Origin of the sequence: Pseudomonas sp. PA-1-3F, from assembly GCF_021609665.1 — a bacterium.
Lineage (GTDB): Bacteria > Pseudomonadota > Gammaproteobacteria > Pseudomonadales > Pseudomonadaceae > Aquipseudomonas > Aquipseudomonas paracarnis.
The window spans coordinates 43,954-68,278 of the sequence record NZ_WJZD01000003.1; the positions used below are offsets into that span (position 1 = coordinate 43,954).

General features: G+C 55.3%; 24 protein-coding genes, 1 tRNA gene and 2 pseudogenes. 7 read left to right on the plus strand and 20 right to left on the minus strand.

The genetic code is table 11. The annotated features are described in order from the left end of the window. Nucleotides 1-210: 210 nt before the first annotated feature. Nucleotides 211-2,028, plus strand: coding sequence for a sigma-54-dependent Fis family transcriptional regulator (locus GIV26_RS02585; RefSeq protein WP_236279441.1), 1,818 nt, complete (start codon nt 211-213; stop codon nt 2,026-2,028). 1 nt (nt 2,029) lies between these two features. Here GIV26_RS02585 and GIV26_RS02590 read toward each other — a convergent pair whose 3' ends face one another. The 5 genes from GIV26_RS02590 to GIV26_RS02610 form a co-directional block, all read right to left on the minus strand. After that, on the minus strand, nt 2,030-4,147 hold the full coding sequence (locus GIV26_RS02590; protein WP_236279442.1) for a TonB-dependent receptor family protein: 2,118 nt from the start codon (nt 4,145-4,147) through the stop codon (nt 2,030-2,032). A gap of 128 nt (nt 4,148-4,275) precedes the next feature. Then, nucleotides 4,276-4,551: a hypothetical protein gene (locus tag GIV26_RS02595; RefSeq protein ID WP_054898274.1), complete on the minus strand. Its 276-nt coding sequence runs from the start codon at nt 4,549-4,551 to the stop codon at nt 4,276-4,278. A 132-nt stretch (nt 4,552-4,683) separates the two neighbouring features. Further along, a complete protein-coding gene (locus GIV26_RS02600; RefSeq protein WP_003192025.1) occupies nt 4,684-5,424 on the minus strand; it encodes a hypothetical protein in 741 nt (246 codons plus the stop codon). 345 nt (nt 5,425-5,769) lie between these two features. Further along, nucleotides 5,770-5,967 carry a hypothetical protein gene (locus GIV26_RS02605; protein ID WP_032896718.1) on the minus strand — a complete coding sequence of 66 codons (198 nt, stop codon included), beginning with the start codon at nt 5,965-5,967 and terminating at the stop codon, nt 5,770-5,772. Between the two features lie 568 nt (nt 5,968-6,535). Beyond that, entirely contained in the window at nt 6,536-6,865 is a 330-nt protein-coding gene (locus tag GIV26_RS02610) for a DHCW motif cupin fold protein (RefSeq protein ID WP_236279443.1), read from the minus strand. 651 nt (nt 6,866-7,516) lie between these two features. On the opposite strand from GIV26_RS02610, the gene GIV26_RS02615 reads away from it, so the two are divergent. The 4 genes from GIV26_RS02615 (at nt 7,517) to GIV26_RS02630 (ending at nt 11,047) form a co-directional block, all read left to right on the plus strand. Continuing rightward, nucleotides 7,517-8,467 carry a DUF2971 domain-containing protein gene (locus GIV26_RS02615; protein WP_236279444.1) on the plus strand — a complete coding sequence of 317 codons (951 nt, stop codon included), beginning with the start codon at nt 7,517-7,519 and terminating at the stop codon, nt 8,465-8,467. 141 nt (nt 8,468-8,608) lie between these two features. Beyond that, entirely contained in the window at nt 8,609-9,487 is an 879-nt protein-coding gene (locus tag GIV26_RS02620) for a hypothetical protein (RefSeq protein WP_236279445.1), read from the plus strand. 362 nt (nt 9,488-9,849) lie between these two features. Continuing rightward, a complete protein-coding gene (locus GIV26_RS02625; RefSeq protein WP_236279446.1) occupies nt 9,850-10,071 on the plus strand; it encodes a hypothetical protein in 222 nt (73 codons plus the stop codon). Nucleotides 10,072-10,225: 154 nt separating this feature from the next. Further along, a complete protein-coding gene (locus GIV26_RS02630) occupies nt 10,226-11,047 on the plus strand; it encodes a hypothetical protein (RefSeq protein WP_236279447.1) in 822 nt (273 codons plus the stop codon). Nucleotides 11,048-11,262: 215 nt separating this feature from the next. Here the strand turns inward: GIV26_RS02630 and GIV26_RS02635 are convergent, their stop codons facing one another. The 5 genes from GIV26_RS02635 to GIV26_RS02655 all read right to left on the minus strand — a co-directional run bounded on the left by GIV26_RS02635 (nt 11,263) and on the right by GIV26_RS02655 (nt 15,621). Beyond that, the gene (locus GIV26_RS02635; protein WP_236279448.1) at nt 11,263-12,204 is read right to left on the minus strand and encodes a YeeE/YedE thiosulfate transporter family protein; all 942 of its coding nucleotides are present in this window, start codon (nt 12,202-12,204) and stop codon (nt 11,263-11,265) included. Between the two features lie 2 nt (nt 12,205-12,206). Then, nucleotides 12,207-13,565 carry a glutathione-disulfide reductase gene (gorA, locus tag GIV26_RS02640; RefSeq protein WP_236279449.1) on the minus strand — a complete coding sequence of 453 codons (1,359 nt, stop codon included), beginning with the start codon at nt 13,563-13,565 and terminating at the stop codon, nt 12,207-12,209. 68 nt (nt 13,566-13,633) lie between these two features. After that, on the minus strand, nt 13,634-14,155 hold the full coding sequence (locus tag GIV26_RS02645; protein ID WP_236279450.1) for an ester cyclase: 522 nt from the start codon (nt 14,153-14,155) through the stop codon (nt 13,634-13,636). Between the two features lie 121 nt (nt 14,156-14,276). Continuing rightward, a complete protein-coding gene (locus GIV26_RS02650) occupies nt 14,277-14,969 on the minus strand; it encodes a cytochrome P460 family protein (protein ID WP_236279451.1) in 693 nt (230 codons plus the stop codon). 175 nt (nt 14,970-15,144) lie between these two features. Further along, a complete protein-coding gene (locus GIV26_RS02655) occupies nt 15,145-15,621 on the minus strand; it encodes a YkgB family protein (RefSeq protein ID WP_236279452.1) in 477 nt (158 codons plus the stop codon). Nucleotides 15,622-16,000: 379 nt separating this feature from the next. Here GIV26_RS02655 and GIV26_RS02660 point away from each other — a divergent pair, with 379 nt between their 5' ends. Then, complete coding sequence (locus GIV26_RS02660) at nt 16,001-16,621, plus strand: TetR/AcrR family transcriptional regulator (protein ID WP_236279453.1); 621 nt, start codon at nt 16,001-16,003, stop codon at nt 16,619-16,621. 146 nt (nt 16,622-16,767) lie between these two features. On the opposite strand, the pseudogene GIV26_RS02665 reads toward GIV26_RS02660, so the two are convergent. From GIV26_RS02665 to GIV26_RS02675, 3 genes and pseudogenes are all read right to left on the minus strand, one after another. Further along, nucleotides 16,768-16,939 (minus strand): annotated as a pseudogene (locus GIV26_RS02665) (peptidase S24); the annotation flags it as partial. A gap of 914 nt (nt 16,940-17,853) precedes the next feature. After that, nucleotides 17,854-18,389 (minus strand): annotated as a pseudogene (locus GIV26_RS02670) (DNA adenine methylase); the annotation flags it as partial. 337 nt (nt 18,390-18,726) lie between these two features. Continuing rightward, nucleotides 18,727-18,817, minus strand: a tRNA-Ser gene (locus GIV26_RS02675). Between the two features lie 152 nt (nt 18,818-18,969). On the opposite strand from GIV26_RS02675, the gene GIV26_RS02680 reads away from it, so the two are divergent. After that, nucleotides 18,970-19,641 (plus strand): Bax inhibitor-1/YccA family protein, encoded by a 672-nt coding sequence (locus tag GIV26_RS02680; RefSeq protein ID WP_236279454.1) that lies wholly within the window; start codon nt 18,970-18,972, stop codon nt 19,639-19,641. A 71-nt stretch (nt 19,642-19,712) separates the two neighbouring features. Here the strand turns inward: GIV26_RS02680 and murB are convergent, their stop codons facing one another. Genes murB through GIV26_RS02715 form a run of 7 tightly spaced genes read right to left on the minus strand, consistent with a single transcriptional unit; the run spans nt 19,713 to nt 24,234 of the window. Beyond that, on the minus strand, nt 19,713-20,732 hold the full coding sequence (gene murB, locus GIV26_RS02685) for a UDP-N-acetylmuramate dehydrogenase (RefSeq protein WP_236279455.1): 1,020 nt from the start codon (nt 20,730-20,732) through the stop codon (nt 19,713-19,715). Then, nucleotides 20,729-21,193, minus strand: a complete 465-nt coding sequence (locus tag GIV26_RS02690) for a low molecular weight protein-tyrosine-phosphatase (RefSeq protein ID WP_236279456.1) — start codon at nt 21,191-21,193, stop codon at nt 20,729-20,731. Before GIV26_RS02690 ends, murB begins: the two co-directional genes overlap by 4 nt. Next, nucleotides 21,193-21,957 (minus strand): 3-deoxy-manno-octulosonate cytidylyltransferase, encoded by a 765-nt coding sequence (kdsB, locus tag GIV26_RS02695; protein ID WP_056783729.1) that lies wholly within the window; start codon nt 21,955-21,957, stop codon nt 21,193-21,195. Before kdsB ends, GIV26_RS02690 begins: the two co-directional genes overlap by 1 nt. Beyond that, on the minus strand, nt 21,954-22,139 hold the full coding sequence (locus GIV26_RS02700; protein WP_003174668.1) for a Trm112 family protein: 186 nt from the start codon (nt 22,137-22,139) through the stop codon (nt 21,954-21,956). Before GIV26_RS02700 ends, kdsB begins: the two co-directional genes overlap by 4 nt. A gap of 24 nt (nt 22,140-22,163) precedes the next feature. Beyond that, entirely contained in the window at nt 22,164-23,174 is a 1,011-nt protein-coding gene (gene lpxK, locus GIV26_RS02705; RefSeq protein ID WP_236279457.1) for a tetraacyldisaccharide 4'-kinase, read from the minus strand. Next, nucleotides 23,174-23,602 carry an ExbD/TolR family protein gene (locus tag GIV26_RS02710; RefSeq protein ID WP_014718877.1) on the minus strand — a complete coding sequence of 143 codons (429 nt, stop codon included), beginning with the start codon at nt 23,600-23,602 and terminating at the stop codon, nt 23,174-23,176. Before GIV26_RS02710 ends, lpxK begins: the two co-directional genes overlap by 1 nt. Next, nucleotides 23,599-24,234 carry a MotA/TolQ/ExbB proton channel family protein gene (locus GIV26_RS02715; protein ID WP_003192043.1) on the minus strand — a complete coding sequence of 212 codons (636 nt, stop codon included), beginning with the start codon at nt 24,232-24,234 and terminating at the stop codon, nt 23,599-23,601. Before GIV26_RS02715 ends, GIV26_RS02710 begins: the two co-directional genes overlap by 4 nt. Nucleotides 24,235-24,325: the final 91 nt, after the last annotated feature.

The window sequence follows — 24,325 nt, forward strand, 5'->3', positions numbered from 1 at the left end:
CTGCCGGGGTTGACAATGAACAGTTGTGAACAACACTTTATGCGCGACGAAGATCAAATGTGGGAGCGGGCTTGCCCGCGATGGCGGTGCATCAGTTTGTAGATGCAGTGCCTGACCCTCTGCCATCGCGGGCAAGCCCGCTCCCACATTGTTCGATGTCCGACGTTAGATGGCGCAAGACCCGACAACAATAATAAAGAAGGTCGCACGATGGCCGAACCCTTGACCCACGACACCCTTATCCAGGAATCCTGGCGCCGTTGCCGCGCCTACGGCCTGGACCACCAGAGCGCCCCCAGCTTTGACCAACTGCCCGCCGAAGGCATACGCCAACTCCTGGAAAGCCAGCATTCCCTAGTGCAGACCACCCACCAGGAAGTATTGCCCTACTACGAGAACATCCTCAGCAATTCCAATTGCCTGATCATGCTGGCCGACAATCAGGGCCAGGTGCTGACTTCGTGGGGCACCCAGCGGTTTATCGAACCCACGCTGGCCCGTGGCTTCAGCCCCGGCGCCAGTTGGATGGAACGCGCCAGTGGCACCAACGCCATCGGCACCGCACTGGCCTGCGCCCAGGCCGTGCATATTGAGCACGATGAACACTTCCTCAAGGCCAACCGCTTCATGACCGGTTCCGCGGCACCGATTTTCGACGCCCAGCGCGAAATCATCGCGGTGCTGGACGTGTCCAGCGACAGTTACCTGCCGCCCTCCCACACCCTGGGCATGGTCAAGATGATGAGCCAGACCGTGGAAAACCGGCTGATCCTCAACCTGTTTCGCGGCGAACATTTCCAACTGACCTTCAACACCGGCCTGAGCAATCTCGACAGCCAATGGGCCGGCCTGCTGATCTTTGATGAAAGCGGCCAGGTGCTCTCGGCCAATCGGCGTGCGGATAACCTGCTGGGCATCAGCCTCTCGCGGGTGATGATCGACAGTCTATTCAAGGTGTCGCTGCTGGAGTTGCTCAACCAGCCGGAAGGGCTGCCCTTTGCCTTGCAAGCGGCGGGACGCAATCGGTTCCAGTGCCTGTTGAAGCGCCCCAGGCAGATGCCGGTGCAGGCCCGGGTGTTCAGCCAACCGCAGCCGCCAGCACCGACCTCGATCAACCTCCAAACCCTGCATTTTGGCGATGTGCGCGTGGAAAAAGCCGTGCGCCAGGCCGAGCGCCTGCTGGAAAAGGACATTCCGTTGTTGATTCACGGCGAGACCGGCGTGGGCAAAGAGGTGTTCGTCAAAGCCCTGCACCAGGCCAGTTCCCGCAGCCGGCAGGCGTTAATCGCAGTGAACTGTGCGGCGATTCCCGCAGAACTGGTGGAATCGGAACTGTTCGGCTACGAAAAAGGCGCCTTCACCGGCGCCAACCAAAAAGGCAGCATCGGTCTCATCCGCAAGGCCGACAAGGGCACGCTGTTTCTCGACGAAATCGGCGATATGCCGCTGCCCACCCAGGCCCGCCTGTTACGGGTATTGCAGGAGCGCTGTGTGCAGCCGGTGGGCAGTAGCGAGGTATTCCCGGTGGACTTGCGCATCATCTCGGCGACCAACCGCGCACTGCGCGAGCTGGTGCAGGCCGGGCGCTTTCGCGAGGATTTGTACTACCGCATCGGCGGCCTGACCCTTGAATTGCCGCCGTTGCGCGAGCGTACCGACAAGCAGGCGCTGTTCCAGCAACTGTGGCAACAACACCGCGAGCCGACGCAATGGGCCGGGCTGAGCGCCGAGGTGCTAAGGCTATTCGAGCAACACCCGTGGCCGGGGAATTTACGCCAAGTGAGCAGCGTGTTGCAGGTGGCGCTGGCAATGGCCGAAGAGCAGCCGATCCGCGCAGAGCACCTGCCCGATGATTTTTTTGTGGATATGCAGGCGACAGTGCCGCTGTCTAAACCTGAACACCTGGATGAAAGTCTCGACCTGAGCCAACGCCTGGAAGCCGTGGGCGGGAATATTTCCCACCTGGCGCGAGAGCTGGGGGTGAGTCGCAACACCCTGTACAAGCGCCTGCGCCAACACGAAGGTTGATTTAACGCCAGCTCCAGGAAACGCCGGTGTAGATACCCCTCCCATCAGCGGGGGTGGAGCGTGCAGCGTCCATGCCTTTGTCGTCGTAGCCCGGCGTGACGGTGTTGGCGTAACGGCGGTTGGTGAGGTTGCGCAGGTCGACCCAGGCTTGCCAGCCCTGCTTGGGCGCGTCGTAGCCGAAGGTGGCGCCGAGGGTGGTGTAGGCCGCCGCGTAGTAGGAATTGGCGTAGTCCACCGCTACCCGTGATGCATGCTCGGTATTGAGGCTGGTGTAGAAACCCGTCGGGTGGCTGTAGCGCAGTTGCGCCTGGTAGTAGTGCTTGGGAATGCCGGGCAAGGTGTTGTCGCCGAAACGCTCGTCGTCGCGGTAGTGGAAGTCGCTGAAGGTGTAGGCCTGGCGCAGCTGGAGCTCACCGCTGCCGCCGCCGTCCCACAGCGGGCTGAGCAGGCTCAGTTCCACGCCCTGGTGCACGGTGGGGCTGGCGTTGGATTCGGCGATGATAGCGTTGCTGGTGGCAGTCTGGGCCTGGGTCTCTACAGAAAGCAGCTCGTGGCGAACTTCCGAGCGATAGAGCGCCAGGTCCCATTGGCCGAGCCAGGCTTCACCGCGCCCGCCGACTTCCAGGGTGGTGGCGGTCTGATTACGCAGCTTCACGCCTTTGCGCTGCAACCCCGTGGCTGCCCCACTGCCCGGGCCAAAGTATTTGTTCGAACCCCAGATCATCGACCACGCGTGCGGTGGCTCTACCGAGCGGCTCAGGTTGCCGTAGACCTGCAACTGCGGGGTGAAGTCGTAACGCAGGCCAATGCGCGGCGCGTAATCCCAATCATGCTGACTGAGCGGTGCCTGGCCGTCAGGGTAAGTGACCTGGGTTTCGCGGCGCGTATAGATGGCGGCAAGGCCGGTGGTCAGCCACAGATCCTCAACCAGTTCCAGCTCATTGCCTACATGCAGCAGGGTGTCGGAGCCCAGGTAGCTGTAGTCACGGGTCTTGGTGCCGGGGGCATAAATGGCGGTATTGCCCGCAGGGATGCGGACGTATTCCGACGCGCCATTGTTCGGCATCGCCTGGGTAGTACGCAGGCCGAGAGTGGTGGTGCTGGCATGGCCGAACAGGCTGTCCTGGCGGATGTAATTCAGGGTGCCGCTGATATCGGTGTAGGCAACTTTGAGGCGGTTGGTGCCTTCGCGCAGGTCCATGGGGTAATCGTGATAGGCCAGCCCGACCTCGACCCGCGCATTATCGTCCAACCGCAAGGTGGTCTTGTTGGCAATCCAGGTAGAGCCCGGTTGCAGGCGCTTTGAATCGCGGGCGGCGTTGAGGCTGTTGGCGGCACGCGGATCATGGTTGATCTGGTCACGCGTGAGCCTGCCGGGTGAATCGTTGGTGGTTTCGCGGTAACGCAAGTAGAAGCGCGTTTCCAGGTCCGGGTTAAAGCGGTAGCCGAAGTTCGCGGCGATGCCCTTGCCGCTGCCGGCGCTTTGGTGCTGATAACCGTCGAACTCCGAATCGGTGAGGCTGATGTAATAGTCGGCGTCCCCCAGCACTTGCCCGGAACTGACTTCACGTTGGGCATAGCCGCGACTGCCGACCTCATAGCGCACCTGTAGCTTGGGCGCGTCCAAGCCGGTGCGGGTGACGTAGTTGACCGCACCGCCCAAGGCCAATGCACCCTGATCGAACCCGTTGGCGCCACGCAGCACCTCTACCCGGCTTTGCCACAGCGGGTCCTTGAGCTCATAGGGCGTGCCGCCTGGGCCGGTAAGCGGCAGGCCGTCGAACATTTCATAAAGGCCGGAGGCATGGGCACCGGGGGCGCGGTTCAGGCCCGAGCCACGAATGGACACCTTCACCCCTTCGTTATTGGCCGCCTTGGCGTACACACCGGCCTGGTACTTGAAGACATCCTCGTTGGTGCTGACCCGCCCCTGTTGCACGCTGTCCATATCGATGTAATTGGTGCCGCCGGGCACGCTTTTGAGTTGTGCCTGGGCGATTTCTGCGGCGCTGGCCTCAGCCGTGGTGACTTCAACCGGCGCCAATTGCAGGCTTTCAGCCTGTACCAGCGAACTGAGGGTCAAGGCGGCGAAAATAAACGGGGGGTGGCGCAGCAGCATTGGGGCAGGTCCTTGGAATCCGGGAACGTGCCGGGCCAAACCCACCACGCGAACAGTGATGGGAAGGCAGGCATGCCCGTCAGGTCACTCCTTGATGACGGACAGGGGCGTTTTAAAAACAGGATGAATCAGGTTTGGTCGTCAGGCGTTGCCAATGCCCGCATCAGGTCATCGGCATCCGACCCCGGGGGAAAGCGGAAGCCATACATTTCGTCAGTGGCGAGAATCTCCCCCAAGGTGTCGCGCAACTGGACTTCCGTGGGCGAGTCACGCAATAACTTATGCGCCGGCAGCAATAACTCGGCAGACACGCCCTGGGCGGTCGCGGCATCGATCACCGCATAGAGGATAAACCGCAAGCGTATTTCGCGATCCGTGGGCCAAACCGTTTTTCGTTTACCCAAGGGAGGGCCTCGTGTTTAAGAAAAATCCGAGGCTATTGCCCGCAGGCAAGCCTTTCAAGCCGCCGGAGGCAAGATAGGCCGCTTCCTACAGCCGAAAGGGAAACACCGCACCAATTGGTCGATGCGATGGCCTCACTGCACCGGTAGGAAGTTCATCAGCAACAGACTTTGTGCGTAATTGAGGCCAATGCGCCGGTAGCGCTCATCAAGGATTTGGGTAAGTAGGTCCAAACGCGCGACGATCTTGCCGAACTCAACGGCAAAACTGAGGTTACTGCCCTCCTCTGATATCTCGTTGGAAAACAACAGCAGCACGCCGTTGGCATCCTGACGCTGGCTGAGCAACCAGGTGGCCTTTTCGATATTGCGCGCCGCATTGCTGACAAACTGCGGATTGATCGAGTCAGTCACATAAAACTGCGTACGCCCGCCGTGAGCGGTCACGAGCATGCTGCCAATCGCATAGATGAACGCGCCGACGCGGTCGCCACGAAAGTCAGGGCTCAAAGAATAACTCAGGGCAGCCAGGTCACGCCGGTCTCCCAGTGCGGGCAAGGGTTGGCGGTTTTCGATGGCCTGGCGGATTTGCCGGGCGGCGGTCACTGCATCCGGATACCCGGATTGACGCCACTGGTTGGGGTTGCGCAGGTAGAGCTTGCTCATCAGCAAGTAGAGGCTTTGCAGGTTGTCACGCATCCCCAGGGTGGCCATGCGGTCGACGCTGGTCTGGAAGAATTCGTCGGGCTTGCCGTCGCTGAACTGCCTGGCGATATCGCGACCCTGTTGTTGGCTGCAACCTGTTGCGCAGAGCGCGAAAACCGCAGCAAGCAGCAGCGGCCATCGGGAGGTAAAAACAGTTGACGTTCGATCCATCGGCACCGGGTCTGATCTGTGGGCCACGCGCAGGAGTCGGGTGGCTGGGACAGGGGTAGATCAGCAAAATGCAAAAAAGTGCAGCGGTGCGGGTCGGATCAGCATCGGACTACAGCAACAAGGAGGTGAACGAGACCACGGTGCCCCATCACCTACCCGAGCCAACAAACGCCCAGCAGACAAAGCCCAGCACATCGCCCCCTGTAGGAGCGAGCTTGCTCGCGAAAAACTCACAGGCGCCGCGTTCAATCAGGAAACACGCGTTATCGTTGACGTTTTTCGCGAGCAAGCTCGCTCCTACAACGGCATTTCGGCACAGGGCCGGGCTCGTTTGCCTGAACGCCTTCAGGTGTCGGGATGTTCACTTGCTACGGAATCGGCCGCGTCTACATCCGACATGTCCTCCTCAAGCGGTGCCTCGTCGTCCGGCGGCAGCGGGACATTGTCCTCATCGCGCCGCGGGTCATGCCCTGTCTCGTTATCGGTGCCCCGGGTAACCGCTTGCTGGGAAATGTTGCCTGGGGCTTTCTCGTTGATTTCCATGCTGGCTCTCCGTGTATCGCTCGGGATATCCGTGCTTAAGATTGAGAGGAAGCAACGGATGGAGAGTGCCGGATGTTAGACGAATGGTGGTTCGTCTTTGAAAGGTAAAGGTATGAATGCGAAAAACAGCGTTTATTTGATTATCAGCACACCCAAACCCCAGAAACGCAAAAGCCCCGCTTTCGCGAGGCTTTCGTGTAAATCTTGGCGGGAAACCAGGGATTCGAACCCTGGAGACGCAATTAACGTCCGCCGGTTTTCAAGACCGCTATGCAAATTCAAGCGGGCCAATGCCCTGAAACCCGTCGGAGTTCCATTACTCATGGCAACCGGTCAGGCTACAGACCGCATTCTGCAAGGGGTGCGTTTTGAGTTTGGGAACCGTTTTTGTCCTCTCGAGCATCAAGTCGAATGAAGGCAAGCCACAGAATTGCCTAAAGAATTACAAATACTTTGTGACTGCTTTCGGCCAGGAACAGTCATCTGCACCGTAGTATTTCCACCCCCAGATTGCGGACGCATCAGGTGCCAACGGATTTGGGGGGCGTTTTACATGTCGCCCCCACGACTAATCCACAATGAACAACTTCGCCCCGATCGAAGTGAATGACCGATGTCCCTCAGCATTATTGCCCACCTGATAGCTCATGCCTGGCGTCAGTGTGAACTGACGACCATCTTCCAGTTCAGTATGCAACTGACCCTCCAGGCACAACAGGATGTGCCCCCTCCAACACCAGTGATCCGCCAGATATCCAGGGCTGTATTCGACCATCCGCACACGCTCTGAACCAAACTGGCAGGTACGCCAATAGGCTGTGCCTGTCTGACCGGCATGTGCCACCGGCTCTATCGTTGACCAATCGGTGGTACCAAATGGGATTGCAGTGAGATCCATTGTTGCCTCATCGAAATGCAATAAATTCAGACCGTATCATTCGGACGATGGAGCCGATAGACACAGAAGGCCCGCATTTATGGGATACAGGCGCGGTGAGAGAAACTGCCTCCACCCCGCCACTGGATAGCCATTCGGTGCTGCTATCGCGGGTAACTCATTGACCGCTTTGGGTCGATTGCTGCCAGGCAGGAGCAATACCAACGGCTTTATCGGTGCTGGATTGAACTGACTACTGATTACCCCCTTTCTCTATCTAGCCTGTAGCCGACAACGATTTGCCCCGTACCAGTTTTGTACCAGCACCGGCCACTCGTCTCTCTAAACTGTTAATTTTTTCGCGTTCGACTAGGGCATACGTACGTATTTGGCATTTGATACCAGGGGTCCACACATCCGCTGACCATACGTAATCTGACAACTGTCCTTCCCGCCCTGTAGCAAATTTTAAGCGACCTATCTCTGGTGCCTGTCACGGCACTGACGCTGCTATGCTTGGTTTTCTTGAGAGGTGTCGATAAACTGCCATTCTTGTATTCCCCTTCCTCAATCCCCCTCCTAAATTTAATTTTTCTTCCAGTCAGGTGCTTAAAGATGGCATTCTGCCTTCGTCAATAAAACCATCACATGCTTAGCCGAGGTAACTTGATCATGGAAGACAACAACAATTTGTATAAGTACATGGGCCCGGAAATAGCTGACAAATTTTTGTTAGCCGATGGAACATGTAGCTTAAAGCTTTCCTACTTGAAAGACTATAATGATCCATTCGAGTTCTTTTTAACCATCGACTACAATCAAGGCCCTGAAATTCTCGCATATTACAACGAAATGATCTCAATGGTAACTCAACAGCCAGTTACCTGCTTTGCAAAATCTCCATTAATCACTCCAATGTGGGCTCATTACGCATCAAACTCTCAGGGGTTTGTCGCCCAAATAAATGAAGCGGCACTTGACGAGTGGCTCGAATCAAAAAACTCAGACCCAAGCTTTGGAGACATTGATTACCGAGACAGCCCTCACGAAGGAATGCAGGGCATGCTTGATCGTGCATATGTAGTATCTAAACCGAGGCATATAGGGTGGCTACAGCAAGCGATTGGAAGCTCCGCCTATTTCTCCAAACAAACGTGCTGGAGCTATGAGCAGGAAAGACGCCTCATCGTTAACGAAAAAAACATCGATAAAATCAACGAAACTCTATCGCTTCTCTACTTCCCTGCAAACTTCGTAACATCCTTAATTGTTGGCGCAAAAGCATCACAATCCTTGAAGGACAAGATAAAAGAAATATCACAAGTAGTAGGATGCAATTATTACGAAAAGCGCATCGGCAAAAGCACCACAACCCCGTACTTCCTAGATAGTGAAAATAAAACATACATCTTTAATGGCAAAGAAATAGTTCCGCATAATGAAAGATGTGAATCGTGCAAAGAGCCAAAAATAAATTCTAACTTGAAGCAATGCTCATGGTGCAGTATCACTGAAGCCCATGAAAAAAATGCTGCTCATAGAAATTCTTTTCGAATGTTAGAGCACGCCGGGATTCTCGATCAGTACCTGACTGCCTTTCTGGAAATTGGCAAAAAAAAATAACAATCCTCGCAATGATTTTTCGAGGTAGGGGAATGTTGTGGTAACGGTCAGCTAACTGCCAGAGGCAGGCAAAGGACAGAAGTATTGTTCGAAATTAACTGCGCATCCGAACTGGTACGAAGCTTAAGGAGATGAGTTCAAATGAGCCCCCAAGAAATATTTAACAATTTCTGCACTAAAACCTCTGAATTGATTCTACTGCAGCGTGCTGCCCGCTCCAATAGTGACAAAAATCTTGAAAACTTACATGAGGCAAAAAAGAGAGAAGCCTTACAAGACAGCCCTTACGAGAACATTCCAAGATCAATAAATAGGATGTTCTTCTATTCTGCAAAAACCAACGAACTACTCTCTTACGGGAAGAAGGCTCAAAATATAGACGACCAAATAAATTTCGAATTACAACATAGAAACAAGCAGTATCAATGGATATTAGCTGAGGCTTACGAGATTTTCGAAGACTACATCGAAGAGCTTTACGCCGACATAGGTTTTCGCGACAAGAATTTCTGGCCTCTATCTGACTACGGAGCACTTACACTTCACGAAATTTATAAATTAAATAATGAATGGCACCTGAACTATACAAAAGAAAGAAAGAAAAACAAACCATCGTCAATATTAATCCAATTCAGGAAAAAGCTAGGAGACCTCGAAAAACTAGAAAAAACCAACTGCCAAAATGTCAATTTTAGGTTTGCCATTACCTTTATAGAAAAACTTCGACATGCAATAGTTCACAATAACGGTAGAATCGACAATAAAGAAAAATTTATTGAGAAAACTTTAAACGAGTCCAACATCAACACGCCAGAGAAAGAGAAGTATAGAAACACGATAAACTCCTACATACCTCCAAGTAACGACAACCTCATTAAACTCCTCGAACGAGCCGGCCATCCGGACATACCATTTTCTTATAACGATACACTTGAGGAAATAATAAAAGTTCTCGTCACATATGCACACCTGCTAGCCGACTGCTTATCTGGCCACCAATCAGAGCCATTGACTCCATAGATAGGGATTCGAACCCGACCTGACCACCCCCCAACCCGCTCTAGGCCGCAATTATATTGGGTTATGGGTAAGCTGCAAGGACAGAAACGGCCTACAGCGGCCTGAGTTTTGCCCTAAATTTGCCCTAAGATTGAGTGCGCATATGGAATCCACATTGCGAGACTCAGTGCAAGCGTGTCATCCGCCACAATGCACAAAATCGTAGACAGTTCGAGTTCCCATGTCGTCCGATGACGAATCGGACGCAGCCTTACCGCTATCGCTGATCGCAGAACCTGGAGCCGATCTGCAAGCGATTTCCAAGCAATCTGCAATCTGGCGGACCACTGCTATGCTTTGCTATTTTCGACGGAGCAGAGCACGTGTCAGGGGAATACTTATTACGGGGCTTGCTCGAAAGAATGTACGAGAATCAGCTTGCGTTGGAAGCTGCCGTGATGGAGTTGGCCCTCCAAAGCGAGAAGCAAGGCTTGAGCGAGGTCGGTAATAACGTACGTGGTGCTCTGTTCGTGATCGGTGAAAACGCCGGCTACATCAAACAGGGCTTAGCCAAGCTCAAGGGCTCGAGTTCCGGCCAAGCCTAAGCGATCTCAGGTTTGCAGCCGGTAATCCCAACGCGAGCAGAGTAAGGTGCTCGCAGGCAGTAATCGGCCAGGAGCGGACATGGGTGTCGACAAAAGCTGGGCGGACTCTAGAAACCATTAGCATAATCATCAAGCTTTAACAGGGAAGATCAAGATGTACGAAGAACGGTTCATTGCTTTTGTTGATATTTTGGGATTTGGCAACCTAGTAGAGAAAAGCGCCGTCACACCTGATCTTCCCCAGAAGATCCTTAATGCATTGATGGCGATGCATCCGACACAGATAGAAGCGGAGCTTGTCACTACCGTTAATTTAGAGTTAATCCCTGCGGAAGAGGTAGAGCGGGTTCGAGAAACCGCTCGATACATGTCAACAATTCAGCAACAAATGCATCCGGTCAGCATTAACTACTTTTCTGACAGCTTAGTTATATCTGCCCGCGCTGATGATATCATTGCGTCTCAAATGGTCATGGATCTACTCACTAAAATTAGCGCAATGATGTGGATGTCACATAGCCTATTGCTTCGCGGTGGTGTGACAGTCGGAATGCTTGTCCACATCCAAGGTGGTCCAATGTTCGGGCCAGCAATGAATCAAGCATACTTCCTTGAATCCAAGAAGGCCGACCATCCTAGATTCTTGATTGATAAGCACTGCATCGAACGGTACAGAACTGTCGATACATTTAGACTGTTCGAGTCATTCATACAAGAAGATGGTGATTACTACTATGCCTCTCTTGCGACTGCTTTCAGGCATATTTTGAATGACAGTTCACTGGTCATGTCCGGTGAGAAAGTTCTTCGTAAGTTCCGACACTCAATGCTGAAAGCGCCAGCAGAGATCGAAAAACTGCGGGAACAGTTCAAAGACGACGCGAGAGTACGCCCAAAATATGAATGGCTGGCCGAAGAATTCGAGGCACGAATTCCTGAAGTGAATCCGCCGTACCCATGTGAAGAAGACGCTTGAATCGTCCCAGCTTTTGCAGACACTTTATGACCTCTTTTGACCGCTAGCCCAAAGCGGCGATCGGCCGCTTTGGGTCATAAGCAGCCTCTCGCTACGTCGCATCGCTCACACCCCGATTGTGTAGGAGTATGTGGGGGATTTTGGGGGATAAACCCGTTATTACTTGCTCAAATACCCATACTTACATGTCTAGCAGGTTAAACACGGGACGCGCCTTATAGCTTGGATGCCCTACCTACAATGTGCCTGGCGACAGCCATTGGCAACAAGATCGCCGCCATCATTAGAGTCAGGGCCACAAATGCACTCAGGGAGGCACTCGGCAACGACTGCAATAGCAGCGAATCATTGCCGCCGGGCATCAGGACCACGCCTGCCCCCATTAGCCCTCCACCAACGAGTGTACGCGCCAGCGCCCACGCAGTTGGCCGCTCGAATTTAAAGGTACCGAATCGCTGACTGGCTACCACGCTTCCTGCTAGCGTCGTCAATACCGTCATGTAGGATACGGTGCCGGCGCTGCCTGTAACCACACTGTCGACAAGGCTCGCTAAAGTCCACCTGGGCTCGATTGCAAACAGCAGTCCTGCGGCCGCACCGATCAAGGCCATCCGCCGTCCGCTACCGGGTCGAACACCTTGGCGCCGTTCAGCTCTCCTGAACGCAGCTAGCAATCCAATGCATACCAATACCACCAGGCAGTACGCCGTGACCGACACAGATGTGGGTTCACTGAAGACAGATGGTTGGCCCACGTGCTGCCCCGCGCGCGCGCGCTCGGCCAACAGGAAACCAGCGACCAAACCGACCGGCAGCACGACCAGCCGGACCTCACCGTTACCGGATCGCGCCAACGAACCTAGAAGACATGCATCGTTAACCAACGCGCCGATACCAAAAAGCACGGCACCGATGATTAAGGTAAGTTCGACCGAAAATACAGGCGGTAGCTCTAGCGTGGGCGAAGACATCCAGGACAACGGTAAAAGCAACGCCGTGGACGCCATCACAGCCAGGGCGAGCCCGCCCACGCGCCAGGCGCGACGTTTGTGCAGCAATTCGTGCGCAGCAGAAACCAGACATGTCCCGGCCTGGTTGACAATGAGGCCCATCGTAAACGTAAGGAGGGCTACGAGCAGCAGTGTCCAGATAGACATGATCAGCTCGGCAAGGGGGCACGCAGGGTGACAAACTCTTCCGCGGCCGTTGGGTGCACACCGATAGTTTCATCGAAATGCTGTTTGGTTGCGCCCGCCTTGAGCGCGATTGCCAGCCCCTGGATAATCTCACCCGCATCCGGCCCCACCATATGGCAACCGAGGACCTCGTTTGTTTCTGCGTCGACCACCAGTTTCATCAGAGTGAGGTCCTGGCACTTGGTCAACCTCAGTTTCATTGGCTGGAAGCGACTTTCGAAAATCTGCACGTTGTGGCCGTTTGCCTTAGCCTGTTCTTCGCTTAAGCCGACAGTACCGATGTTGGGCAGGCTGAACACCGCCGTCGGGATCATCGCATAATTCACTGGACGATAGTGCTCGGGCTTGAACAAGCGACGAGCCAACGCAGTGCCTTCAGCCAACGCTACCGGCGTCAATTGCACTCGCCCGATCACATCGCCAATGGCAAGGATCGACGGCTCGGACGTCTGGTACAGGTCATCGACCTCGACAAAACCAAGTTTATTCAGTTTGACACCGACATTCTCCAACCCCAAGTTATCTAGCATCGGGCGCCGACCGGTGGCATAAAACACACAATCGGCCGTAAGCTCGCGGCCGTCTTTCAGGGTGGCCCTGAGGCTGCCATCGGCTTGCTTGTCGATGCGCTCAATATCGGCATTAAATTGCAGGTTCAGGCCACGCTTGGTCAGTTCCTCCCGCAAATGCTTGCGCACGGAACCGTCAAAACCGCGCAGGAACAGATCACCGCGATACAACAACGTGGTCTGCGCCCCGAAGCCGTGGAAGATGCTGGCGAACTCGACCGCGATGTAACCGCCGCCCACCACCAGCAACCGTTTAGGTAGAGCTTTGAGGAAAAAAGCTTCGTTGGAACCAATAGCGTGTTCGTGACCTGGAATGTCCGGGATCTGCGGCCAGCCGCCCGTCGCGATCAGAATGTGCTTGGCCGTGAAGCGCTCACCGTTGATCTCCACCTCATGGGGGCTCACCAACCGCGCATGGCCCTCATGCAGGGTTACGCCGCTGTTGAGCAATAGATTGCGGTAAATGCCGTTCAGGCGATTGATCTCGCGATCTTTGTTAGCGATCAAGGTTGCCCAATCAAAGCTCGCCTCTCCCAGCGACCAGCCAAAACCATTGGCCTGCTCGAAGTCTTCGACAAAGTGCGCTCCGTAGACCAATAACTTCTTCGGTACACAACCAACGTTGACACAAGTCCCGCCCAGGTAGCGGCTTTCCGCCACGGCCACTTTGCCCCCAAAGTCTGCGGCAAAACGAGCAGCCCGCACACCGCCAGAACCAGCACCAATGACATAAAGGTCAAAATCGTAAGCCATTTCACTCTCCTCGGCAGGCCAACAGCAAACCTACTGCGCCCCTTATCCAGCACAATGCGGCCAGGCAGCTACTTACTCGTCAATTGGGTAAGTGCACCGAGATCGTTTGCTAGCGTCTCTAAGTGGACCAGCTTACCTTCATTGTTGAACGTAAAAAATTCGGTGGCTTGGATAACCACTTTGCGCCCGGTAGCAGGCAAGTCACCATCTGCAGTAGGCAGCGGGCCAAGATGCGTGCCCTTTTGGGTAAAACGTATCGCAGCTTTATTACCCGATACGATTACCTCATGATCGGTGATCACACTATCGGGGAAGATTACTTTGTCCTGCTTAAGCCAGTTAACAAACTCTTTGCGCCCCTTAAAAGTCGCACCGTTAGGCCCACTGGAGGCGCCACCATTGAGTTCAACAACGATGTCGTCCGCGACTAAAGCACCGTTTTTTTCGACTTGGTTATTTGAATAGTTAATATGAAACTGGCGCACGATGCTATCTATATCAGGCCCGGAACCCGCTAATGCGGTACCAGCCGATGAGATGAGAAGGCCAGCAAAAACACTAATAATCATCGAGCGGTTAAGCTTGTTCATAACGAACTCCTAAGTTACAGGGCACTGAATGTTCCCTGGTCAAATTTTGCGCAGACTTAGCTCCAGATTCATTTGCATTGCAAAAGTTGCTAATTTGTTGGACAACCAATATTCACAGTTACTATTCGGCGAAAGCAGCTTCTAGATTAAGTTTTGCGGCGCCGCCGTCCCTCTGAAAACCAGGCTGGTTCAGCTTTGCGGACCATACATAGTCGTACTTGGGCCCTACATGATCGATGTGGCATTGGGCGCACTGAGCTCGCGCTCGCGCTGGGGAGAACTGTTCATAGGGCGGTGCCTGATGTCCAAAACTAAAGTACGACCAACCACCCGGCTCATTGGGATAGCGCTTGGTGTCCTTGAGCATTAGGCTAAGGCCTGTTTGTCCGTGAGAAAAAATAACCTTGCTACCACCCAAATTGCAAACATACGCTGGCGGTCCATCACAGTTCTTCGAATCAATACTAGTAATACTGAACTCTTTGACCATCAGAGAGCCTTCCGGCCATCTCCCTGTCTTCATGAAGGTCCGATAAGTGTTTGGCTCAACATAGACGCTATGGAATTCGGGCGTCTTCGTTACGGTGCTGTCTAGGGGGGTTACAGTGATGGATTCCCACGCCGCATAGGCATGTACCCACGAGCGGTAGCCTTTAGGAAGGGCTGCCTCACCGTTTTCGTTGAAAACGAGCTTCACTGCCGGGAGAGGCGGCTCGACATCATCGGTTGGCTTCTCAATGGCCCAAGCAAGGGCACAGGTGCCAGCCAAAACCACGGCTGCCATCATCCGCCCATAGGGCATTACTCTAGCCATTCATCCTCCTAGGAACTTTGCTGGTGAGAAGATTCTCACTGCATTGCTCGTTTTCGTTCAAGGTAGAAAAAATCGAAGTGCTTGATCGTGCGCTTCGCTCCTATCATCGGTCTACTTGCTGTTGTAGTGGACTACCAACCGGTTCAGGCTGGACCGCTACACGCCCCGCATCACACTAACTAGAGTGGATCGTCAGTTGCTGCGCCGCGTTCTTGAACAACACCAACGAACCAGCCATCAACACCAGATCCTTAATCAAGAAAGAGGTGGCGCCGCCCATGGCCGGAAAACCACCTGCCGAGGCCTCCCAGCCACCGGGAGTGGTGAGAAGCAGGCTGGCGGTTGTCAGGTAGGTCAGAAAGGAGCCTGCGGCGGCAATCAGTCCAATCCTCGGCGACCATGCACCGATGGCCAGACCCAGACCGATAGCCCATTCAGCTGCTCCCAGAGCATAACTTGCGCCCTGAGTACCAAACACACCGTACATCCACGAAAGAAGAGGACTATTACTAATCAGCGGGATCAATGCTTGGGCTTCGTAGTCGAACCATTTAGTGTAGCCAAACATAAGGAATATAAAAACTAGAGCCCAGCGCATGAACTCGACTTCAAACGGCTGGCGAAGAAAACGAGAACTTAAAGATGAAGGCATAAGGTTTCCTTAAAAACAAAGAGAGTTACAGGCTTAGAGTTCGCTCAAAGCGATGCGTTACATTTCATTTATGCTTTCCACCTATGCGGTTTTCTCGATAAAGCGCTCGACAAAACAACCGATATCTAGCAAGCAGGTCTTACCCTACAGTTTCCCCGCTCCAAACCAAGGCAATCGGCTGAAACCAAGGCTCAACCCGTCGCATACGGTGCCGGCTTAGCTTGAGCGCACACCTTGACCACCTGCGTCCTCCCGCACAAAACCAGCTAGATTCACGGTATAGTCTAAGGAGTAATTTCACCCTTTCGAGCAATGTTACTTACCGGTAAGTAACACGTCAAGCGCAAAGGGAGTCAATATCAAAAAAAGGCGTTATGTGATGGCTAAAACTTCAACGGACCAGGTATCGCCAGCAGAAAAATTGGCGAGGTCAATTCCGCCACGAGAGAGAATTTTGCGTGCAGCAGGAGAGATGTTTCACAAATACGGAGTCCACGCTGTCGGCGTTGATGCGATTGCAGCAGCAGCGCATAGCAACAAAATGACCTTGTATCGACACTTTTCCTCTAAGGAGATGTTGATCGCAGCCACCATTCGAGAGCAACACAAAGCAAGTGAGGCTGCATGGCTAACATTACAGAAAGCGCATCCGAATGATCCGCGGGCGGAACTCAACGGCTGGGTGGAAATGATGTATTCCTATGTGCAGTCGCCAGGAGATCTGAGCTGCAAATTTATAGACAGGGCAATAGATGCAAGGGATGCCCAACACCCCGCAAGGCTAGCGATTGAGGAAGTCAATCAGGCGCACGTTAATCATCTGATCGAAATGTGCCGTGCCGCAGGGTTCAAGAACTATGAGACGCTGGCTATCCAATTGTTCATTGTATTCAAGGGTGCAGACGAAAGCCGCCATATTGGTGCTCATCACCTGGCAACATCGCTTCCTCAAATGGTACAAACACTGATCGCCTCCCACGAGTCGTCTTCAGGACTTTAGTGGACTGCCCTCGGGACTGTAGACATCTCCATCGTACGCGTTGTACCAGCCAAACCTTGCGCGACAAAGGCGCGATCTGTGCTGATATCTGGAGCAGCATTCGCCAGGCGCTTGCCAGTCTTTCGGTGCGCTGGTGTGAAAACCCTGACTGCCACCAGGTACACGTGGGACGCTAGGATATTTAGGACCTTATCCAATGATGATGTGCTGCTCAATATGATCCGCTGCCGGCGAAGGAGAGCCGGCCGGAACCTGGAACGAATACATAGGCAGCTTAGCGCCTGCCTCTGCGATAGGGCCTAAAATGGTGAAGCTCATGATGCGGCCTTTTACATATACTGTACGAATGCACAGTTAACTTTGTAGGGCGCTTGCGGTCAATTTCTGTAGGGGATTTCGATAGGCGGAGAGGTTCGTATGTGCGGACGATTCGTTCAGCACGGAAGGATGGCTAACGATTTTGAGTGATACACCGTGGACAAAGCAATCGGTAGCGTTCGGAACCATGGGAACCTTTTTGATTCTACAGCCAGATGAAAAATAGGTTGTCTCAACGGCAGCATTAGTCGAGGAAAATTTTAGCCGCTAAAATCAGTTGGCTCTTACTCAAAAATGAGCAAACACCAAGATCCCCTTATTTAACTTTCCGAAGGCTATTTCGTTATTTCGTTAATTCTTCACTCTGTACCTCTGCACATCTGTTCCTTTCTACCTTCTGCCTTAGCTACGCAGTTACGTCTTTACGTGTTTGCATTGCTGCGGTCTTGCGTTATTGTGCGAATACGGATGAAACTCGAGCGAGCCGTCCTCAAAGCAGCAACTAACCGACCCAACCGCTACAACCCAAAGAAACCTGCCCCCCTACGCAGCCCTAAGCTTAAGCATGTTACGTAAGCCGCATAACTTACGCAACTTGCTAACACAAAAAAACCCACCCTTCGGTATAGACTCAAAAGCCATCCGCACAATAGCTTAAAAGAACTTAACAATACCCAACAATCTTTCGCCACACCAACCCCATTGCATAGCTCGCAAGTAGTCTCATTGAGTTTCGCAAACGACATATCGGACCCAGAAGGGTCCATTTTCATAACAGGGACAACATCATGAACTGGATCGCTTTAATAATTGCGCTTACCAACGCTCTTGAAGCTCTACGCAAGGTCTGGGAGTTTTTTAAGTTCTAGAATTTGAGATTGCTTGAGGTTATGGATGCCCCTGCGGCGCAAAACTCAAAACAGTGATCCCAAAGGGTCAGGTTGCCAATTCATGATGATTAACTCTCCGCTAACACTCGACATGCCCTGCCGCTGGTTGGCCGCACTGTACCGAATGTCCACGGTCTCAAAATGAAAGCCCTCAAACACGCGACGAATATCCGGATGATCGTTGAGGCTAACCATGACCTTCCCTTTGCAACGCCGCATAAAATCAGCCATGCGCTCGTAATTTTCAAAGGAAAATCCACGCCATAGCCGGCCGTCTGCCAGTAAGGCGGGTCCATGTAGTGGAAGGTATGGGCACGGTCGTAGCGTTCGGCACACTCAAGCCAGCCCAGGTTCTCCACATAGGTGCCTGACAGACGCTGCCACGCTGCAGATAGGTTTTCCTCAATCCGCAGCAGGTTAATCGCAGGGCCAGTTGTCGCAGTGCCAAACGTCGGCCCCGTCACCTTGCCAGCAAAGGCATGGTGCTGCAGGTAGAAGAACCGAGCGGCGCGCTGGATGTCGGTGAGGGTTTCAGGGCGGGTCATCGTTGCCCAGCTCCAGTGTTACCAGTTCGCCGTCGATGGGACAAGGCAAGGAAACAGGCACAGCAGAACGCACTGCCTCAGGGGGACTCAATGCGCGCAACAAAAATAGGAGGGTTTCAGTTTCGTGGCATTCGGCCCAAGGCCGCATCGAAAATCGTCGATATCGGCGACGCAAGTCTACTGTTGGGCCGTAGTAAACAGGAGATCACCAAGCGGGTTTACAGGCGGATTGGCGCCACCGCTAAACCCTTCAAATAGGCAAAGTTTCGGACACCCTCTCAGAAGCCGCCTCTGCCTATCCAAACCCCAGAAACGCAAAAGCCCCGCTTTCGCGAGGCTTTCGTGTAAATCTTGGCGGGAAACCAGGGATTCGAACCCTGGAGACGCTATTAACGTCCGCCGGTTTTCAAGACCGGTGCATTCAACCACTCTGCCAATTTCCCTTGTGCATCACGGGATTATAGTAGCCCATCCCGTGTCAGCGGGCGCCATAATACCCGAATGAAACACACTGTCAAACTCTCTGCATCGCTTGTTACAAGGCGTCTGTTATGATCTTTGCGACTGAACGTTTCAAAACTGAAGGAGTGTCGCCATGCGCGAACAGAATTACGCAGTGAATGGCAACGCGCAGGCTGAGCAGCTTGAAGTCAGCCGCGTGTTGCGCAACACCTACGGCTTGCTCGCCCTTACCCTCGCATTCAGCGGCGTGATGGCTTACGTGGCCCAACAGATGCGCGTCGGTTACCCGAATATCTTTGTCGTGTTGATCGGCTTCTATGGTCTGTTCTTCCTGACCAACAAGCTGCGTGACTCGGCCTGGGGCCTGGTGTCAGCGTTTGCCTTGACCGGTTTCATGGGCTTTATCCTCGGCCCAATCCTCAACCGCTACCTGGGCATGGCCGGCGGTGCGGAAGTGGTCAGTTCGGCATTTGCCATGACGGCCCTGGTGTTTGGTGGTCTGTCGGCCTACGTGCTGATCAGCCGTAAAGACATGAGCTTCCTGGGTGGCTTCATCACCACAGGTTTCTTCGTGCTGCTGGCGGCCGTGGTGGCCAGCATGTTCTTCCAGATCAGCGGCCTGCAACTGGCGATCAGCGCGGGTTTTGTGCTGTTTTCCTCGGTGTGCATCCTGTTCCAGACCAGCGCCATCATCCACGGCGGTGAGCGTAACTACATCATGGCGACCATTAGCCTGTATGTGTCGATCTACAACCTGTTCATCAGCCTGTTGCAGATCTTCGGCATCATGAGCCGCGATGACTGATCAGCCAGCGCAATAAAAAATGCCCCGTATCGCGAGATACGGGGCATTTTCATTTTCAGGCCCGATAAAACTCAGTACTGATTGGGTTCCATCTCCAGCTCGACCTTGAAGCGCTTGAAGATATCTTGCTGGATGCGTAGCGCCAGCTGGGCAATCTCCTGCCCGGTGGCAGTGCCGTAATTGACCAGCACCAGCGCTTGCAGCTTGTGCACGCCCGCATCGCCCTCCCGGAAGCCCTTCCAACCGGCCTTGTCGATCAGCCAGCCGGCGGCGAGTTTCATTTGGCCGTCGGCCTGAGGGTAGGCCACCAGGTCCGGATACTGGCTTTGCAGCTCCACAGCCAGGGCTTGGGGTACCAGCGGATTCTTGAAGAAGCTGCCCGCATTGCCCAGCTCCGCCGGGTCTGGCAGTTTCTCGCGGCGAATGCTGCAGATCGCGCGGCTCACATCGCTTGGCGTGGCGTGGGTGATGCCCTGCGCGGTCAGGCGCTGTTGCACCGGGCCGTAGTCGAGTTTCAGGTGAGTGGCGCGGCTGAGGGCAAAGCGTACCCGCAAGATCAGCCAACGCCCGACTTCGTGCTTGAACAGGCTGTCACGGTAGGCAAAGTTGCATTCGTCGAGGCTGAAGTCCCGCAGTTCGCCCGTCTGGCGGTCCAACGCGGTGAGGCCGGCGAAGACATCCTTGATCTCTACGCCATAGGCACCGATGTTCTGCATCGGCGCGGCACCGACAGTGCCTGGGATCAAACTGAGGTTTTCCAGGCCGCAGAAGCCGTGTTCGAGGGTCCACAGCACAAACGGATGCCAGGCTTCGCCCGCTTCGGCTTCGACCACCACGTGCGTGCCATCGTCGCTCACCACGCGAATGCCTTGGGTCGCCATGCGCAACACCAGCGCCGGAATATCCTGGGTCAACAGTAAATTGCTGCCGCCACCGATCACCAGCAACGGCACCGCGTGCGCGGCGGCATAGGCGATGGCCTCGCGCACGTCAGCATCACTGTGGGCCTCGGCGAACAATTGCGCGTTCACATCGATGCCAAAGCTGTTGAATGGCTTGAGCGATACCTGCGCAAGCACTTGCAAGGTCATAGCCGCCCCTTCAATTCGATCACCAATAAATCACAGGCGCGTTCAATCAGGTCCAGGACCCGTTCGAAACCTTGCTCACCTTCATAGTAAGGGTCTGGCACTTCGTCCACTTCGCCAGCAAAGCGACGCAGGAACAAATCCAGCTCTGCCTTGCCCTGCCCCGGCTGCATGGCCTTGAGATTGCGCAGGTTGCTGTTGTCCATGGCCAGGATCAGGTCATAGCGGGCAAAGTCCGCGCGGGAAACCTGCTGGGCACGCTGGCCCGACAAGTCATAGCCGCACGCCAGCGCCGCACGCTGGCTGCGCTGGTCCGGTGGGTTGCCGACATGCCATTCGCCGGTACCAGCAGACGCCACCTCAACCCGGCCCGCCAAGCCGGCTTCGCGCAATTTATGGCGCAAGATGCCTTCAGCGGTTGGCGAGCGGCAGATATTGCCCAGGCATACAAACAGAACTTCCATCAGGCGCCCAGCAGGCGACGGACGCGTTCGAGGTCTTCCTGGGTGTCGACACCGGCTGGCGGTGCTTCCAACGCATCGCCCACGTGGATACGCACGCCGTGCCAGAGCGCACGCAGTTGCTCCAGGGACTCGGTGTTCTCCAGCCAGCACGGGCCCCAGCTGACGAAGTCGTGCAGGAAACCGGCGCGGTAAGCGTAAATGCCGATGTGGCGGCGATACGGCACACCTTCCGGCAACACGTCAGGGTGCTTGGCGAAGGCATCCCGTGCCCAAGGCAGCACTGAGCGACTGAACGTCAAGGCCAGGCCGTTGATATCGCTGACCACCTTCACCACGCTCGGGTTGAACAGCGTCTCAAGGTCTTCGATCGGCTCGGCCAGGGTCGCCATGCGCGCTTCGGCGTCGGCAGCCAGGTTGGCCGCGACCTGGTCAATGATGCTCGGCGGGATCAACGGCTCGTCACCCTGCACGTTCACCACAATGGCGTCGGGCGCCAGGCCAAGCTTGGTCGCCACTTCGGCCAAGCGGTCAGTGCCGGAATTATGGTCTTCGCGGGTCAGTACCGCTTCGGCGCCAAAACCTTTGCACGCCTCGATAATACGCGGGTCATCGGTGGCTACCACCACGCGCTCGGCGCTGCTTTTGCACGCCTGCTCCCACACCAGCTGGACCATCGGCTTATCGCCGATCATTTGCAACGGCTTGCCCGGCAGGCGCGTCGAGGCATAGCGCGAGGGAATGACAACGGTAAAGGCGGTGGTCATTTATCCAGGCGCTCATCGGTGGTCAGGGTACGGGCTTCGCTTTCGAGCATGACCGGGATGCCATCACGGATGGGGTAAGCCAGGCCGGCACCTTTGCTGATCAGCTCGGTTTTGTCGGCGCTGAGCTTGAGCGGGCCTTTACAGATCGGGCAAGCGAGGATATCGAGCAGTTTGGTGTCCATGAATGTTTCCTGGAAAGAAGCGTTTTAAGGCAAGAGACGGTTGGGCAGCAGACGCATCAGCTGCGTGTCGAACCAGGCGACGAACGCCGGCGACGGTACCGCATCCACCGCAAGGTACCACCAGTCGGGCTGGGCAAAGGCGCGGCACTTCACCGCGTCCTTTTCGGTCATGACCAGCGGCAATGGCGGGGTAAAACTCAAGACCTCGGCGCTGTAGGGCGCGTGGTCGGCAAAAGCATGGGGTAGCGGTTGCCAGTGTAGCGTTTCAAGGGTATTGAAGAAACGTTGCGGGTTACCGATACCAGCCACCGCATGCACCTGCTGGCCCTGCGGAAAATAGGTGACCGGCTGGCGCTCGCCGCTGTGCAGGTTGACCAGCGCTGTGGGCTGCAGGCGGAAGGCAAAACCCTCTTCACGGTCCGAAACGGCACCGTTATAGAGCACCGCATCCACACTGTGCAGGCGCTCCACCGGTTCGCGCAACGGCCCGGCAGGCAGACAGCGGCGGTTGCCGAGGCCGCGGGCGGCATCGATCAGCACCAGTTCAAGATCGCGGGCCAGGCGGTAATGCTGCAGGCCGTCATCGGAGAGGATCAGGTCCAGGGGCTCACTGGCCAGCAGGGCCTTTACCGCGCGACTGCGATCGGGGTCGATCATCAAAGGGACGCCACTGCGCTGCACGATCAGCAAGGGTTCATCACCGGTCACCTCGGCACTGTGGCCGGCCTCCACACGCCACGGCAGCTGCGGCGGCTTGGCACCGTAGCCCCGACTGACCACGCCCACGCGCAAACCGCTGCGACGGCAGTGCTCGATCAACCACAGGATCAACGGCGTCTTGCCGGTGCCTCCTACCGTGATATTGCCCACCACGACCACCGGCACCGGCGCTTGATAAATCTCGCCCTCGCCCGCCACGAAGCGCGCACGTTTGCGTTGCACCACGCGGCGATACAGCGATTCCAGCGGCCGCAACAATGCCAGTGCCGGGTGGCCCTCGTACCAGGCCTTGAGTAAACGATCGGACATGGCCATCAGGGCGGGCTCGCCGCCTCGACGGTGGTCATGCGCAAATGGCTGAAACCGAGCTTGCCGGCAGCGTCCATGGCGGTGATCACGGCTTGATGCGGGGTCTTGCCGTCGGCGCTGATGGATAGCGGCAACTGGGTGTCGCCACCAGACTCCTTCTGCAAGGCCTCCATCAGGCTGGCAAGGTCGTTTTTCTCCAGCAACTGGTTATTCACCGAAAACACCCCTTCGGCGCTGATGGCGATGTCCAGTTGCTTGACCTGCTGGTCTTCGGCAGGCGAACCGCTTACCGCTTCTGGCAGGTCGACACGCAGCTGGGTTTCGCGGGTGAAGGTGGTGGTCACGACAAAGAACAGCAGCAGGATAAACACCACGTCGATCAACGACGCGAGATTGATATCGACATTTTCCCGTTGCTTGCGGCGAAATTTCACGCTTTGCCCTCGACCAGGTCTACATCACGGTCGCCCTGCACCACTTCTACCAGCTTGATGGCTTCCTGTTCCATACCGACCACCAGCTCATCAATGCGCCGCTGCAGGAAACGGTGGAAAAACACCGAAGGGATACCCACCATCAAGCCTGCTGCGGTGGTGATCAGGGCCTTGGAAATGCCCCCGGCCAATACCGACGCGTTGGTGGTCATGCCCGAGCCGGTGAACGCACTGAAGATATCGATCATGCCCAATACCGTGCCGAGCAAACCCAGCAACGGCGCCATGGCGGCGATAGTGCCGAGGGCGTTGATGTAGCGCTCCAGTTCATGAATAACCCGGGCGGCCGCCTCTTCGATGCACTCCTTCATGATCTCGCGACCATGCTTGGAATTGGCCAGGCCGGCGGCGAGGATTTCACCCAGTGGCGAATTGGCACGCAGCTCCTTGAGCTTCTGCTTGTCGAGCTGCTTGTTCTTGATCCAGCCCCAGACCTGCCCCAGCAAGTGCTCGGGGGTGACGCGACTGGCGCGCAGGGTCCACAGGCGTTCGGCGACGATGCCGAGTGCGACGATGGAGCTCAGAATGATCGGCAACATCATCCAGCCGCCGGATTTGACCAATTCCCACACAGTGAATGCCCCCTCGAAAAAGTGCGCCACTTTATCATATAGGTGCGACAGCGGGGTTCGTCGGCTACACACCCGCCTGTTGCGGCTCGGG